Annotated in this window: 15 protein-coding genes; 13 read left to right on the top strand and 2 right to left on the bottom strand. The window is 58.2% G+C overall.

The features are described from left to right. Window positions 1-143: 143 nt before the first annotated feature. From fliL to flhB, 8 genes are all read left to right on the top strand, one after another. A complete protein-coding gene (fliL, locus tag ACM6IR_RS01720; RefSeq protein ID WP_414906093.1) occupies window positions 144-644 on the top strand; it encodes a flagellar basal body-associated protein FliL in 501 nt (166 codons plus the stop codon). 9 nt (window positions 645-653) lie between these two features. Beyond that, on the top strand, window positions 654-1,622 hold the full coding sequence (gene fliM, locus ACM6IR_RS01715; RefSeq protein WP_414906092.1) for a flagellar motor switch protein FliM: 969 nt from the start codon (window positions 654-656) through the stop codon (window positions 1,620-1,622). Between the two features lie 65 nt (window positions 1,623-1,687). Next, entirely contained in the window at window positions 1,688-2,146 is a 459-nt protein-coding gene (gene fliN, locus ACM6IR_RS01710) for a flagellar motor switch protein FliN (RefSeq protein WP_414906091.1), read from the top strand. Further along, window positions 2,147-2,608 carry a flagellar biosynthetic protein FliO gene (fliO, locus tag ACM6IR_RS01705; protein ID WP_414906090.1) on the top strand — a complete coding sequence of 154 codons (462 nt, stop codon included), beginning with the start codon at window positions 2,147-2,149 and terminating at the stop codon, window positions 2,606-2,608. Continuing rightward, window positions 2,608-3,366, top strand: a complete 759-nt coding sequence (gene fliP, locus ACM6IR_RS01700; protein WP_414906089.1) for a flagellar type III secretion system pore protein FliP — start codon at window positions 2,608-2,610, stop codon at window positions 3,364-3,366. The genes fliO and fliP overlap by 1 nt, the downstream gene beginning before the upstream one ends. After that, a complete protein-coding gene (gene fliQ / locus ACM6IR_RS01695) occupies window positions 3,363-3,632 on the top strand; it encodes a flagellar biosynthesis protein FliQ (RefSeq protein WP_007948918.1) in 270 nt (89 codons plus the stop codon). Before fliP ends, fliQ begins: the two co-directional genes overlap by 4 nt. Before the next feature lie 9 nt (window positions 3,633-3,641). Beyond that, the gene (fliR, locus tag ACM6IR_RS01690; RefSeq protein ID WP_414906141.1) at window positions 3,642-4,418 is read left to right on the top strand and encodes a flagellar biosynthetic protein FliR; all 777 of its coding nucleotides are present in this window, start codon (window positions 3,642-3,644) and stop codon (window positions 4,416-4,418) included. 3 nt (window positions 4,419-4,421) lie between these two features. Continuing rightward, on the top strand, window positions 4,422-5,561 hold the full coding sequence (gene flhB / locus ACM6IR_RS01685; protein ID WP_414906088.1) for a flagellar biosynthesis protein FlhB: 1,140 nt from the start codon (window positions 4,422-4,424) through the stop codon (window positions 5,559-5,561). A gap of 125 nt (window positions 5,562-5,686) precedes the next feature. On the opposite strand, the gene ACM6IR_RS01680 is transcribed toward flhB, so the two are convergent. Both ACM6IR_RS01680 and ACM6IR_RS01675 read right to left on the bottom strand, forming a co-directional pair. Further along, complete coding sequence (locus ACM6IR_RS01680; protein ID WP_414906087.1) at window positions 5,687-6,046, bottom strand: DUF6124 family protein; 360 nt, start codon at window positions 6,044-6,046, stop codon at window positions 5,687-5,689. A 556-nt stretch (window positions 6,047-6,602) separates the two neighbouring features. Continuing rightward, window positions 6,603-7,670, bottom strand: a complete 1,068-nt coding sequence (locus tag ACM6IR_RS01675; RefSeq protein WP_414906086.1) for an RHS repeat-associated core domain-containing protein — start codon at window positions 7,668-7,670, stop codon at window positions 6,603-6,605. Window positions 7,671-8,068: 398 nt separating this feature from the next. On the opposite strand from ACM6IR_RS01675, the gene flhA reads away from it, so the two are divergent. The 5 genes from flhA (at window position 8,069) to ACM6IR_RS01650 (ending at window position 13,761) form a co-directional block, all read left to right on the top strand. Next, window positions 8,069-10,198, top strand: coding sequence for a flagellar biosynthesis protein FlhA (flhA, locus tag ACM6IR_RS01670; RefSeq protein WP_414906085.1), 2,130 nt, complete (start codon window positions 8,069-8,071; stop codon window positions 10,196-10,198). Between the two features lie 11 nt (window positions 10,199-10,209). Then, window positions 10,210-11,538 (top strand): flagellar biosynthesis protein FlhF, encoded by a 1,329-nt coding sequence (gene flhF / locus ACM6IR_RS01665; protein WP_414906084.1) that lies wholly within the window; start codon window positions 10,210-10,212, stop codon window positions 11,536-11,538. 116 nt (window positions 11,539-11,654) lie between these two features. After that, window positions 11,655-12,485: a flagellar synthesis regulator FleN gene (gene fleN / locus ACM6IR_RS01660; protein WP_007975361.1), complete on the top strand. Its 831-nt coding sequence runs from the start codon at window positions 11,655-11,657 to the stop codon at window positions 12,483-12,485. Continuing rightward, window positions 12,482-13,222, top strand: a complete 741-nt coding sequence (gene fliA / locus ACM6IR_RS01655; RefSeq protein ID WP_414906083.1) for an RNA polymerase sigma factor FliA — start codon at window positions 12,482-12,484, stop codon at window positions 13,220-13,222. Before fleN ends, fliA begins: the two co-directional genes overlap by 4 nt. 167 nt (window positions 13,223-13,389) lie before the next feature. Then, the gene (locus ACM6IR_RS01650; RefSeq protein WP_003183998.1) at window positions 13,390-13,761 is read left to right on the top strand and encodes a chemotaxis response regulator CheY; all 372 of its coding nucleotides are present in this window, start codon (window positions 13,390-13,392) and stop codon (window positions 13,759-13,761) included. Window positions 13,762-13,767 lie beyond the last annotated feature (6 nt).

The raw sequence follows: 13,767 nt of genomic DNA, 5'->3' as shown, positions 1-13,767 counted from the left end.
GGTCGCCAAACGATAACCCGCCAAGCCTGACGCCCCGCGGCGGCCTCGGGCTTTTCGCGAGCAAGCTCGCTCCTACATGGCATAACACTTGCTCTTGCCTTGCCGTGCGACTGTGAAAACCCGAATAGTGACGGATTATTGGCATGGCGAAGAGCGACGCAGCAGTAAAAGATCCCGCAACCAAAGGCAAACTCAAGCTGATCATAGTGATCGTGGTGGCCCTGCTGCTGGCGATCGGCTTGTCCGTGGGGGCGACCTGGTTCTTTATGCACAGTGCCCAGAGCAAGCCGGTCGTCGTGGCCGATACAGCGCCTGTTGGCAAGCAACCCGCGATTTTCGAGCCCATGGCCCCGGCCTTCGTGGCCAACTACAACCAGAACGGTCGTCAGCGTTACATGCAGGTGAGCATCACCCTGCAGGGGCGCAATCAGGCTGATCTGGATGCGCTCAAAGTCCACATGCCGGTGATCCGCAATAACCTGGTCATGCTGTTCTCCGGCCAGGACTTCGCCACCCTGGCGTCGCCGGTCGGTCAGGAAATGTTGCGTCAGAAAGCCACGGCCAGCGTCCAGGAAGTGGCGCAGAAAGAACTCGGCAAAGTGGTGATCGAACAGCTGCTTTTCACTAATTTCGTACTGCAGTAGGAACACGACATGGCCGTGCAGGACCTGCTGTCCCAGGATGAGATCGATGCGCTGTTGCATGGCGTCGACGATGGTCTGGTTCAGACCGATATCGCTGCCGAACCCGGCACCGTTAAAAGCTACGACCTGACCAGCCAGGATCGCATCGTCCGTGGACGCATGCCGACCCTGGAAATGATCAACGAGCGTTTCGCCCGCTACACCCGCATCAGCATGTTCAACATGCTGCGCCGCTCGGCGGACGTTGCCGTCGGTGGTGTGCAGGTGATGAAATTCGGCGAGTACGTGCACTCGCTGTATGTGCCGACCAGCCTCAACCTGGTCAAGATCAAACCGTTGCGCGGCACTGCGTTGTTCATCCTCGACGCCAAACTGGTGTTCAAACTGGTGGACAACTTCTTCGGCGGCGACGGCCGTCACGCGAAGATCGAAGGGCGTGAATTCACCCCGACCGAGCTGCGCGTGGTGCGGATGGTGCTGGAACAGGCCTTCGTCGATTTGAAGGAAGCCTGGCAGGCGATCATGGAAGTGAACTTCGAGTACATCAACTCGGAAGTGAACCCGGCCATGGCCAACATCGTCGGTCCAAGCGAAGCGGTTGTCGTGTCGACATTCCACATTGAGCTCGATGGTGGTGGCGGTGATCTGCACGTAACGATGCCGTACTCGATGATCGAGCCGGTGCGCGAAATGCTCGACGCCGGCTTCCAGTCTGACCTCGACGATCAGGACGAGCGCTGGGTCAACGCCTTGCGCCAGGACGTGCTGGACGTCGACGTGCCAATCGGCGCCACAGTCGCTCGTCGCCAGTTGCGTCTGCGGGACATCCTGCACATGCAGCCGGGGGACATTATCCCGGTCGAAATGCCGGAAGAAATGATCATGCGCGCCAATGGCGTTCCTGCGTTCAAGGTCAAGATGGGCTCGCACAAAGGCAACCTCGCGTTGCAAGTGATCGAGCCGATCGAGCGCCGCTGAGCGGCGCCCCCGATTCGCTTTAACTGACCGCACCTTATTGAATTTTTGCCCGCCGAGGACAAATGATGGCTGACAATATGAATACCCAGGACGACCAGGCGCTGGCCGATGAATGGGCTGCGGCCCTGGAAGAAACAGGCGATGCCGGCCAGGACGACATCGATGCGTTACTGGCCGCCGACGCCGCCGGTTCACGGTCCAACCGTCTGCCGATGGAAGAGTTCGGCAGCGTGCCGAAGAACAACGATCCGGTCAGCCTCGAAGGCCCGAACCTGGATGTGATTCTCGACATTCCAGTGTCGATTTCCATGGAAGTCGGCAGCACCGAAATCAACATCCGCAACCTGCTGCAGCTCAACCAGGGTTCGGTGATTGAGCTTGATCGTCTGGCTGGTGAGCCGCTCGACGTACTGGTCAATGGCACACTCATCGCTCATGGCGAAGTGGTCGTGGTCAACGAGAAGTTCGGCATCCGCCTGACCGACGTGATCAGCCCAAGCGAACGCATCAAGAAGCTGCGCTAAGTGAAAAAAGTTCTGGGTTCTTTGCTGGGGTTAGCGCTCGCCTTGCCGTTCAACGTTCTGGGTGCCGAGCCGGTGGCCACTGCGGCCGCCACGGCGGCTGCGCCAGCGGTCAGCAGCGGTGTGGCCGGGCAGTTGACGCAGTTGGTATTCGGCTTGCTGCTGGTGCTGGGGTTGATCTTCTTCCTCGCCTGGCTGTTGCGCCGGGTTCAGCAGGCCGGGCCCGCCGGCAAAGGGCAGGTGATCGAGTTGATCGGTTCACGTGCGCTCGGCCCTCGTGACCGTTTGGTGCTGGTGCAAGTGGGCAACGAGCAGATTCTGCTCGGCCTGAGCCCCGGCACCATCACCGCGTTGCATGTGCTCAAGGAACCGGTGCAAGTGCCGAGCGGTGCTGAAAAAGCGACTCCGGAGTTTGCCCAGCGTCTATTGGAGATGCTCGGCAAGGATCAGAAGGATAAGAAGTAATGGGTGCGCTACGCATCGTCTTGACGCTGGCCCTGATGGTGGTCGCGCCGCTGGCGTTCGCCGCCGATCCGTTGTCGATTCCGGCGATCACCCTGGGCACCAACGCCAATGGTGCTCAGGAATACTCGGTCAACCTGCAAATCCTGCTGATCATGACCGCGCTGAGTTTCATTCCAGCGTTCGTCATGCTGATGACCAGTTTTACCCGGATCATCATCGTCTTCTCGATTTTGCGTCAGGCCCTGGGCCTGCAGCAGACGCCATCGAACCAGATCCTCACGGGCATGGCGCTGTTCCTGACCCTGTTCATCATGGCGCCGGTGTTTGACCGGGTGAATCAGGACGCCTTGCAGCCCTATCTCGCGGAAAAAATGACCGCTCAGGATGCCGTGGCCAAGGCGCAGGTGCCGATCAAGAACTTCATGCTCGCCCAGACGCGCAGCAGCGATCTGGAGTTATTTATGCGCTTGTCCAAGCGTACCGATATCGCCTCGCCGGATCAGGCGCCGTTGACCATTCTGGTCCCGGCATTCGTCACGTCCGAGCTGAAAACCGCGTTCCAGATCGGTTTCATGATCTTCATTCCATTCCTGATCATCGACCTGGTCGTGGCCAGTGTGCTGATGGCCATGGGTATGATGATGCTCTCGCCGCTGATCATTTCCCTGCCGTTCAAAATCATGCTGTTCGTGCTGGTGGATGGCTGGGCATTGATTATCGGCACGCTGGCGAGCAGCTTCGGCGGTGTTTCGCCATGACCCCGGAAGTTGCGGTAGACATCTTCCGGGAAGCGCTGTGGCTGACCACCATGATGGTTGCGGTGCTGGTGATCCCGAGCTTGCTGGTCGGTTTGCTCGTGGCGATGTTCCAGGCCGCCACCCAGATCAACGAACAGACCCTGAGCTTTCTGCCGCGCTTGCTGGTGATGCTGGTGACGCTGATCGTGGCTGGCCCGTGGCTGGTGCAGACCTTCATGGAGTACATCCTGCAGTTGTACGGCAGTATTCCTCAGGTCATTGGCTAAGCCATGTCGCTGCTGCAACTGACCGATACCCAGATCAGCACGTGGGTGGCATCGTTCATGTTGCCGCTGTTTCGCGTCGGCTCGCTGTTGATGGTCATGCCGGTGTTTGGTACGACCCTGGTGCCCAAGCGCGTGCGTCTTTACCTTGCACTGGCGATTACCGTGGTGATTGCGCCCGGCCTGCCACCGATGCCGCCGGTCCATGCATTGGACTTGAGCGGCCTGCTGCTGATTGCCGAACAGATTCTCGTCGGCGCGGTATTGGGGTTCTCCCTGCAGCTGTTCTTCCAGGCCTTTGTGGTCGCCGGGCAAATCGTCGCGATTCAGATGGGCATGGGCTTCGCGTCCATGGTCGACCCCACTAACGGCGTGTCGGTGGCGGTGATCGGGCAGTTTTTCACCATGCTTGTGACGCTGATGTTCCTGTCGATGAATGGCCATCTGGTGGTCTTCGAGGTCCTCACCGAAAGCTTCACTACATTGCCCGTCGGCAGCGGCTTGATGGTCAATCACTACTGGGAACTGGCCGGCAAACTGGGCTGGGTGCTCGGGGCTGCGTTGATGCTGGTGCTGCCGGCGATCACCGCGCTGCTGGTGGTCAACATTGCCTTTGGCGTGATGACCCGGGCGGCACCGCAGCTGAACATCTTCTCCATTGGCTTCCCGCTGATCCTGGTGCTGGGGCTGGTTATTCTCTGGGTCGGGCTGGCGGACATTCTCAATCAGTATCAACCGCTGGCTGTCGAGGCCTTGCAGTTTTTACGCGAACTGGCACGGGCGAGCTGAGCCATGGCTGAGAGTGAAAGCGGTCAGGACAAAACAGAAGACCCCACGGATAAACGCAAAAGTGACTCTCGTGAAAAGGGTGAGGTCGCGCGTTCCAAGGAACTCAATACTCTGGCGATCATGCTGGCCGGTGCCGGCGCGCTGCTGATTTTCGGCGGCGCACTGGCGCAGGACATGATGGAGGTGATGCGGATCAACTTCTCGCTCTCGCGGGAAGTCATACTGGATCAGCGCAGCATGGGCACCTTCCTGCTGCACTCCGGGCAGATCGCGCTGGTGGCCATTCAGCCGGTGATGATCACCTTGCTGCTGGCCGCGGTGATTGGCCCGATCTCGCTTGGCGGCTGGCTGTTCGCAGCGGGCTCCATGGCGCCGAAGTTCAGTCGCATGAACCCCGGCCCGGGGATCAAGCGAATGTTTTCGACCAAGGCCCTGGTGGAATTGCTCAAGGCCCTGGCGAAGTTTTTCATCGTGTTGTTCGTGGCGCTGGCGGTGTTGTCCTCAGACATCGACGACCTGCTGCGCATTGCCCATGAACCGCTGGATCAAGCGATCACACACAGCCTGCAAGTGGTGGGCTGGAGCACCTTGTGGATGGCCTGCGGCCTGATCATCATCGCCGTCGTGGACGTGCCCGTGCAGCTGTGGGAGAGCCACAATAAACTGCTGATGACCAAGCAGGAAGTGCGCGATGAGCACAAGGACCAGGAAGGGCGGCCGGAGGTCAAACAGCGGATTCGCCAGTTGCAGCGCGAAATGTCCCAGCGCCGGATGATGGCGGCGATTCCCAGCGCTGACGTGGTCATCACCAACCCGACCCACTACGCCGTGGCGCTCAAGTACGACCCGGACAAGGGCGGGGCACCGACCTTGATCGCCAAGGGCAGTGATTTCCTGGCCCTTAAAATCCGCGAAATCGCCGTGGCGAATGAAGTGTTGTTACTGGAGTCACCGGCGCTGGCGCGGTCGATCTACTACTCCACCGAGCTTGAGCAGGAAATTCCGGGTGGGCTGTATCTGGCCGTTGCTCAGGTGCTGGCTTACGTTTACCAGATCCGACAGCACCGGGCTGGCAAGGGTAAACGGCCAGATCCGCTCAAGGATGATTTGCCGATTCCGCCGGATTTGCGCCGAGATTCCTGATACAGCGATAAATCCTGTAGGAGCGAGCTTGCTCGCGATGGTGTGTCAGACACATTGATGTCAGCTGACACACCATCGCGAGCAAGCTCGCTCCCACAGGGGATGGCCTCGGCTCAAGCCAGTCGCTAGCCCTGCGGATCAATGTTATCCAGCGCGCGATTCACCGCCAATTCTCCCAGCATGATGATCTGCTGAATTGCCAGCATCGTATTGCGCTGCGGCCCCTCCAGACACCCCGCGAAATCACTGGCCAGCACACTCGCCGAAGCCAGGGATTCACAGGCGTGCGCCAGCAGGCTTTCGGTATCGATGCCGGGCGCAATGACGAACATCGTGCTGGGCTTTCGCGCGGTGGCGTTTATGCGGGCGGACAGGTTGACGAAGTCATCGAGCGCGCGGTCGGCGGCTTCGTGGAGTTTTTGTGGATCGATTGAGGGGACTGGGGAGTCGTCAGCTTCCGGTGGATTGGGTGTTGGTTTGAACATGGATGAAACTCCAGGTAAGACATAGGGAGCCATCACCCTCGCTACCAAACGAAGGGTGGCGGCCATACGCAGGTTGGTAGACCGGTTACCTGGAGCAAAAGCCCGGCGCGTCCGAGGACGCCCTACGCATGACCACCATAAAAACAGAAGACGAAAGCTATCTGCATTACGTTGCGTTATGCGACAGGTAACCGGGCTACCAAACCCGATCGCTGTTTTTCAGCGACCGGGAAACGATAAAGCCCGGCCCTCAGGCGCACAAGCCGGCGGATTCTGGCGTAGTCGTAGGCTTCGGCGCAAGGATGTGTAGGCTCGGTAGGTGTCTGGAGATGTCGATTAAACATAGATGTTTAAAATCAAAAGATCGTCCGAATGCGGCCCGAACCTTCGGCAGTTCCACAGATTGCATACACCCCGTAGCTGCCTAAGGCTGCGATCTTTTGGTCTTGAAGCGCCAACCCTTTTTAGTCTCCTTTTATTGGGGGAAAGGGGGGGCGCCCATTAGCCTTGGCTTGAGACCGGCTAATGGGTGTTCCCTTTTTCTTGTTTTTACCTTTTATAGGTATCTTCTTTCATTGGTTGTCTTGAAAATAGGTATTTCTGGGTCGTCACTAAAGTCTCTTATCTCCCGAAGTTTTGCTCTTGACGGAAGTATTCCCGGTATTTCTCCAGCTAAGGCGGAATTTATGGCGTTAAAGCTGTTCGTTATTTTTTCTGTCCTTGAGCTTAAATTTTCGGAGCTTTTCTCAAAATTTCTACGGTAGGTTTTCCAAGTAAAATTATCGAGATTAATATCGCCGATCGAGAGGTCTAAGTCTTTGATCAGCTGGGAGTGGCCTATGCTTTTGTTGGCGAGTGTTTGTAGTTCTTTTCCCGTAGCAGCACTAAAACTTAATTGTTGGAGTGTGGGGGAGTTTATTGTTTCTTTTGGAGGTTCAGAACTGTAGCGGATCGTCGAAAATCCATTATTCCTACTTCCATGGTAGACAGAGCTATCCGCCGCTTTGGATGTGATTGTGCGTTTGAGGGATGCTGTTTGTCTTTTCATGCGATAGATGCTTCTTAGCAGTATTCCTACTGCCTTGAAAGAAACATGAGCGTTGGGGTCTCTTCGATTTACTGGATCATTCAGGCAATACGCATATGGATTCAACCCACCTTTTCCAAACGGACTCCAGCTATCCGGACTATTAAACCGCATCAATACCGGATTAAACGCCCGATACCCATTCCCCAATAAACAATGCCCAGTCACCGAGTCCGGTCGTTCGCCGTTAAACCCGAGCAAACTGAGTAACCCGTTTTCAGCGGGACGGTGGCCATAGGGCGAATGCGCAATGGATCGTCGTGGATGATTGCCCTTGAGCGCATGCAACACCGACCGCTGTTGATCGGTAGCCAGCAGCGTGGCATCGAGTACATCGCCCTCTCTCTGCTGTTGCGCCAGCAGCTGGTCACCGTGCTGAAACATCGAATACCGGTTCGCGCCCTGGATTTCGGTGGCCAGCCGGCTTTTGCAATAAAAACGCTGCCGCTCGGGCTCACTTGGCCGCTCATTGGCAATCAGCCGGTCAAGGGCGTCGTAGCGGTAATGGCAGTGCAAGGTTTCGCGCAGCGATTGCATGATTGAGTGCTCCAAAGGTCCGAAGGACTGGCACCCAGTATTGGCGGTTTCGCAAAGATCGGGTACTAGCAGAACTGATAGGTAGCTCGGTATTAGCCCGTGTGAATGACATCTCCACTGAACGTGACCCATGGAACACACGCCGCGATTCCCGAGCTGACGCCTGTAGCAGCTGCCGAGCCCGCGAGGCTGCGTTCGAGGACAAAGTCCTCGCCGGATTTCACGACTGCTGCGCAGCCGGACGCAGCCTCGCAAGCTCGACAGCTGCTACAAGCGTCGCCCCTTCCCCGATAAAGCTCTATTTCAAACCCCGCCTAAAGTTGGAAAGCTTCTTGCAGTAGCCGCTCTGCGCCTGCTTGTGGCGTCAAAAGATTGCTTTAAAGGAACGGGGAAAACCGGTGGATCGCTCTCAGTTACTCAACAGTGCCCGCACAAACATTGCCGACTTAAGTCGAGGCAATCTGGGCGTGCCGTTGTTGCTGCTGGTCATGCTGGCGATGATGATGTTGCCGGTGCCGCCGTTCCTGCTCGACGTGTTTTTCACGTTCAACATTGCCTTGTCGATTGTCGTGTTGCTGGTCTGCGTCTACGCCTTGCGGCCGCTGGATTTCGCGGTGTTCCCGACCATCCTGCTGATTGCAACGCTGTTGCGACTGGCGCTGAACGTGGCCTCCACGCGGGTGGTGATGCTGCACGGGCAGGACGGCCATGCCGCCGCCGGCAAGGTGATTCAGGCCTTCGGCGAGGTGGTGATCGGCGGTAACTACGTGGTCGGTATCGTGGTCTTCGCGATTTTGATGATCATCAACTTCGTCGTGGTGACCAAGGGTGCCGGGCGGATTTCCGAGGTGAGCGCACGATTCACCCTCGATGCGATGCCCGGCAAACAAATGGCGATCGACGCCGACTTGAACGCCGGCCTGATCGATCAGAACCAGGCCAAATTGCGCCGGATGGAAGTGGCTCAGGAAGCCGAGTTCTACGGTTCCATGGACGGTGCCAGCAAATTCGTGCGCGGTGACGCCATTGCCGGCCTGCTGATTCTGTTTATCAACCTGATCGGCGGCATGGCGGTCGGTATCTTCCAGCACGGCATGGGCTTCGCCGATGCCGGCAAGGTTTACGCGCTGCTGACCATCGGTGACGGTTTGGTGGCGCAATTGCCATCACTGCTTTTATCGACAGCTGCAGCGATCATGGTGACGCGTGCTTCCGGTTCGGAAGACATGGGCAAGCAAATCAATCGCCAGATGTTCGCCTCGCCCAAAGCGCTGGCAGTGGCTGCTGGCTTGATGGCGGTCATGGGCCTGGTGCCCGGCATGCCGCACTTCTCCTTCCTCAGCATGGCAGCCCTGGCGGCCGGTGGTGCGTACCTGTTCTGGAAGAAGCAGAACATTGTCAAGGTTCAAGCGCTGCAAGAGGTCAAGCGTCAGCAGGAACTGTTGCCTTCGCCGGCCCGTGCTCAGGAAACCAAGGAACTTGGCTGGGACGACGTCACCCCGATCGACATGATTGGCCTGGAAGTCGGCTATCGCCTGATTCCTCTGGTGGACCGCAACCAAGGTGGCCAGTTGCTGGCGCGGATCAAAGGCGTGCGCAAGAAGCTTTCCCAGGATCTGGGCTTCCTGATGCCGACCGTGCACATCCGGGACAACCTCGACCTGGCGCCGAGTGCTTATCGCCTGACACTGATGGGGGTGATCCTGGCCGAAGCGGAGATTTACCCGGATCGTGAACTGGCGATCAACCCTGGGCAAGTCTACGGTTCGCTCAATGGCATCACCGCCAAAGATCCGGCTTTTGGCCTGGAGGCGGTCTGGATCGAGGTCAGTCAGCGTTCCCAGGCGCAATCCCTCGGTTATACGGTGGTCGATGCCAGTACGGTGGTGGCCACGCACTTGAACCAGATTCTGTACAAGCACTCCAGCGAGCTGATCGGTCACGAAGAAGTGCAGCAACTGATGCAGTTGCTGGCGAAAAACTCGCCGAAACTGGCGGAAGAACTGGTGCCGGGCGTGGTTTCGCTGTCGCAATTGCTCAAGGTGTTGCAAGCGCTGTTGGCGGAGCAAGTGCCGGTACGCGACATTCGCAGCATTGCCGAAGCAATCGCGAACAACGCCGCCAAGAGTCAAGATACTGCCGCATTGGTGGCCGCGGTGCGCGTTGGCGTCTCGCGCGCTATCGTCCAAAGCATTGTAGGGACTGAGTCGGAGCTGCCAGTTATCACCTTGGAACCAAGGTTGGAACAGATATTGCTCAATAGTCTTCAGAAGGCAGGACAAGGCTCGGAAGAAGGCGTTCTGCTGGAACCAAGCATGGCTGAGAAGCTGCAACGCTCGTTGATCGATGCGGCACAGCGTCAGGAAATGCAAGGTCAACCGGTGATTCTGCTGGTAGCCGGTCCGGTTCGCGCAATGCTTTCGCGATTCGGCCGATTGGCAGTCCCGGGTTTGCATGTGTTGGCTTACCAGGAAATTCCTGACAACAAGCAAGTGACCATCGTTGCGACAGTAGGGCCCAACGGCTGAGGTAGTGGTTTATGCAAGTTAAGCGTTTTTTCGCCGCCGATATGCGCCAGGCCATGAAACTGGTTCGTGATGAGCTGGGCGCTGACGCCGCTATCATTGGCAACCGCCGGATCGCCGGTGGTGTCGAGTTGACGGCTGCCCTGGATTACAAGTTGTCGGCGCTGGCACCACGTGTTCCGAACATGGAACTCGAAGACGAGCTGCGCAAGACCCAGTCGCGGATCGTGACCGCCCAGGCCGAACTGAGCCTGCGAGGCGACGGCGAGAGCGACAAGAGCACCAACCGCCAGTTGTTCGCCGGCCTGCCGCTGACCGCTGCCGAGCCATTGATCGAACCGACGTACACCGAACCCCGGCGTCCTGCGCAAGCCCCTGCAGCGGCCTCGACCGGTGTGGATCCTCGGGCGTTCGACTCGATGCGTTTCGAGCTCAACAGCCTGCGCGAATTGATGGAAGTACAGCTTGGCTCCTTGGCGTGGAATCAGCTGCAAGGCAGTCGTCCGGCCCAGGCTAACCTCTGGCGTCGTCTGCAACGCATCGGCCTGTCCGGCCCGTTGTCGCGCGATTTGCTGGCGATGATTACCGACATTGAAGAACCCCGTCAGGCCTGGCGCATGTTGCTTGCGTACCTGGCGCGAATGATCCTCACACCGGAGATCGAGCCGCTGGAAGAGGGCGGTGTGATTGCCATGGTCGGTCCTGCCGGCATGGGCAAGACCACCACCCTGGCCAAACTGGCCGCCCGCTACGTGCTCAAGTACGGCGCGCAAAACATCGCGCTGGTGAGCATGGACAGCTACCGTATCGGTGCTCAGGAACAGCTCAAGACCCTCGGCCGGATCCTCAATGTGTCGGTGACACACGTCGACCCGGGCCAATCGCTGGTTCAGGCGCTGGATCCATTGCTGCGCAAGCGCGTGGTCCTGATCGATACCGCCGGCCTTCAGGCCAGCGATCCGGCACTGCGCATGCAGCTGGAAAGCCTCGCGGGTCGTGGCATCAAATCGAAAAATTACCTGGTTCTGGCAACCACTAGCCAGAAACAGGTTCTAACGGCCGCTTATCACAGTTACAAGCGCTGCGGGCTGGCCGGGTGCATCCTGACTAAACTGGATGAAACGGCAAGTCTGGGCGAGGTGTTGAGCCTGGCCATCAGTCATGAATTGCCAGTGGCGTACCTGACCGATGGCCCGCGGATCCCGGATGATTTGCATCTGCCGCGCCGTCATCAGTTGGTCAGTCGCGCCGTGAGTGTGCAAATGCAGGAAGAACCCAGCGAAGAAGCCATGGCTGACATGTTCGCTGATATTTACCACAGCCCGACCAAGCAGGTCGGCTGAGGTAGTAATGAACAGTTTTTATACCTACATCGATGGTCTGCCATGCATTGTTCCATCTGTGAACGCGCAGCCAGTAATGTGGCCTCCGTCTATGCAAGACAAGGTAAAGAAATAACATGGGCAGCATGCATCCCGTACAGGTGATCGCGGTGACCGGCGGCAAAGGTGGCGTCGGCAAGACTAACGTGTCAGTGAATTTGTCACTGGCCCTGGCTGAACTCGGCCGTCGCGTCATGCTGTTGGACGCCGACCTGGGTTTGGCGAACGTCGACGTCCTGCTGGGACTGACACCCAAACGCACCCTGGCCGACGTGATCGAAGGCCGATGTGAGCTGCGCGACGTTCTGTTGCAGGGCCCTGGCGGCATCCGCATCGTCCCGGCCGCGTCCGGCACCCAGAGCATGGTTCATCTGAGCCCGGCTCAACACGCCGGCCTGATCCAGGCGTTCAGCGATATCGGCGACAACCTCGACGTATTGGTGATCGACACCGCCGCGGGCATTGGTGAATCGGTGGTCAGTTTCGTCCGCGCCGCGCAGGAAGTCCTGCTGGTGGTGTGCGATGAACCGACCTCGATCACGGACGCTTACGCACTGATCAAATTGCTTAACCGCGATTACGGCATGAACCGCTTTCGCGTCCTGGCCAACATGGCCCAGAGCCCGCAGGAAGGTCGCAACCTGTTCGCCAAGTTGACCAAGGTCACGGATCGCTTCCTCGACGTCGCCTTACAATACGTCGGTGCGGTGCCATACGACGAAAGCGTGCGCAAGGCCGTACAGAAGCAACGTGCGGTCTATGAAGCGTTCCCGCGTTCCAAGTGCTCTCTGGCGTTCAAGGCCATTGCGCAGAAGGTCGATACCTGGCCGCTGCCTGCCAACCCCCGTGGGCACCTGGAGTTTTTCGTCGAGCGCCTCGTGCAACAAACGGCAGGACCGGTTCTATGACAGCCAGTGGCTACAACTTCTACAAGAAGTCGGCACGTGACGCGCAGTACGAGCTGATCGAGCGTTACGCGCCACTGGTTAAACGCATTGCTTACCACTTGTTGGCCCGTCTGCCGGCCAGTGTCCAGGTCGAAGACCTGATCCAGGCCGGGATGATCGGTCTGCTGGAAGTATCGAACAAATACGACGCCAGCAAAGGCGCGAGTTTCGAGACGTACGCGGGCATTCGAATCCGCGGCGCAATGCTCGATGAAGTCCGCAAGGGGGACTGGGCGCCACGTTCGGTCCACCGCAATACCCGGATGGTCAGCGACGCAATTCGCTCGATTGAAGCTAAAACCGGTCGTGACGCTAAAGATCACGAGGTTGCGGCCGAACTCCAATTGAGTCTCGACGATTATTACGGGATTTTGAACGACACCCTGGGTAGCCGCTTATTCAGTTTCGATGATCTGTTGCAGGACGGCGAACACGAAGGGCTGCACGAGGATGGCGCAAGTGCTCATCTCGAGCCGTCACGCGATCTGGAAGATGAACGCTTCCAGGCGGCGCTGGCGGACGCGATTGCCAATTTGCCGGAGCGTGAGCGACTGGTGTTGGCGCTGTACTACGACGAAGAGCTGAACCTGAAGGAAATCGGTGAGGTCCTGGGGGTCAGTGAATCGCGGGTCAGCCAGTTACATAGCCAGTGCGCGGCCCGCTTGCGGGGGCGTTTGGGGGAGTGGCGAGCGCGCTGAAGGCAGTGTGGGGACGCTGCGAACGTGGCTGGTGTGGTGTTGAACTGCGCCGGTCTCGATCTGTTGTGCTCCAGACAGTCATTGAGTGCTTTGCCAGATTGATTGAAATGGCGCGTCCAGGTGCTGGGCGCGTTTAAGACTGCTTGGAGGTCGAATTGGACAAGAACATGAAAATCCTCATCGTTGATGACTTCTCAACGATGCGGCGGATCATAAAAAACCTGTTGCGTGACCTTGGGTTCACCAACACGGTCGAGGCCGACGATGGCACCACTGCCATTCCGGTTCTCAACAGCGGGAGCATCGACTTTCTGGTAACGGACTGGAACATGCCTGGCATGACCGGTATCGATCTGCTGCGTCACGTGCGCGCCGATGAAAAGCTCAAGCACCTGCCGGTGCTGATGGTCACCGCTGAAGCCAAGCGCGAGCAGATCATCGAAGCGGCCCAGGCCGGCGTTAACGGCTATGTGGTCAAACCCTTCACGGCCCAGGCGTTGAAAGAAAAAATCGAGAAGATTTTCGAACGCATCGGTTGATGGACT

The organism is Pseudomonas sp. IT-P253 (genome assembly GCF_949768125.1).
In the GTDB taxonomy this organism is placed as follows: Bacteria; Pseudomonadota; Gammaproteobacteria; order Pseudomonadales; family Pseudomonadaceae; genus Aquipseudomonas.
Note: the sequence above shows the minus strand (reverse complement) of the source record. Positions and strands in the feature narration are given on the sequence as shown.

Coding starts and splice junctions, on each gene's coding strand:
- flhB (WP_414906088.1), top strand. CDS start 4,422: ATGGCTGAGAGTGAAAGCGGTCAGGACAAAACAGAAGACCCCACGGAT.
- fliL (WP_414906093.1), top strand. CDS start 144: ATGGCGAAGAGCGACGCAGCAGTAAAAGATCCCGCAACCAAAGGCAAA.
- fliM (WP_414906092.1), top strand. CDS start 654: ATGGCCGTGCAGGACCTGCTGTCCCAGGATGAGATCGATGCGCTGTTG.
- fliA (WP_414906083.1), top strand. CDS start 12,482: ATGACAGCCAGTGGCTACAACTTCTACAAGAAGTCGGCACGTGACGCG.
- flhF (WP_414906084.1), top strand. CDS start 10,210: ATGCAAGTTAAGCGTTTTTTCGCCGCCGATATGCGCCAGGCCATGAAA.
- fleN (WP_007975361.1), top strand. CDS start 11,655: ATGGGCAGCATGCATCCCGTACAGGTGATCGCGGTGACCGGCGGCAAA.
- ACM6IR_RS01680 (WP_414906087.1), bottom strand. CDS start 6,046: ATGTTCAAACCAACACCCAATCCACCGGAAGCTGACGACTCCCCAGTC.
- ACM6IR_RS01675 (WP_414906086.1), bottom strand. CDS start 7,670: ATGCAATCGCTGCGCGAAACCTTGCACTGCCATTACCGCTACGACGCC.
- ACM6IR_RS01650 (WP_003183998.1), top strand. CDS start 13,390: ATGAAAATCCTCATCGTTGATGACTTCTCAACGATGCGGCGGATCATA.
- fliQ (WP_007948918.1), top strand. CDS start 3,363: ATGACCCCGGAAGTTGCGGTAGACATCTTCCGGGAAGCGCTGTGGCTG.
- fliP (WP_414906089.1), top strand. CDS start 2,608: ATGGGTGCGCTACGCATCGTCTTGACGCTGGCCCTGATGGTGGTCGCG.
- fliN (WP_414906091.1), top strand. CDS start 1,688: ATGGCTGACAATATGAATACCCAGGACGACCAGGCGCTGGCCGATGAA.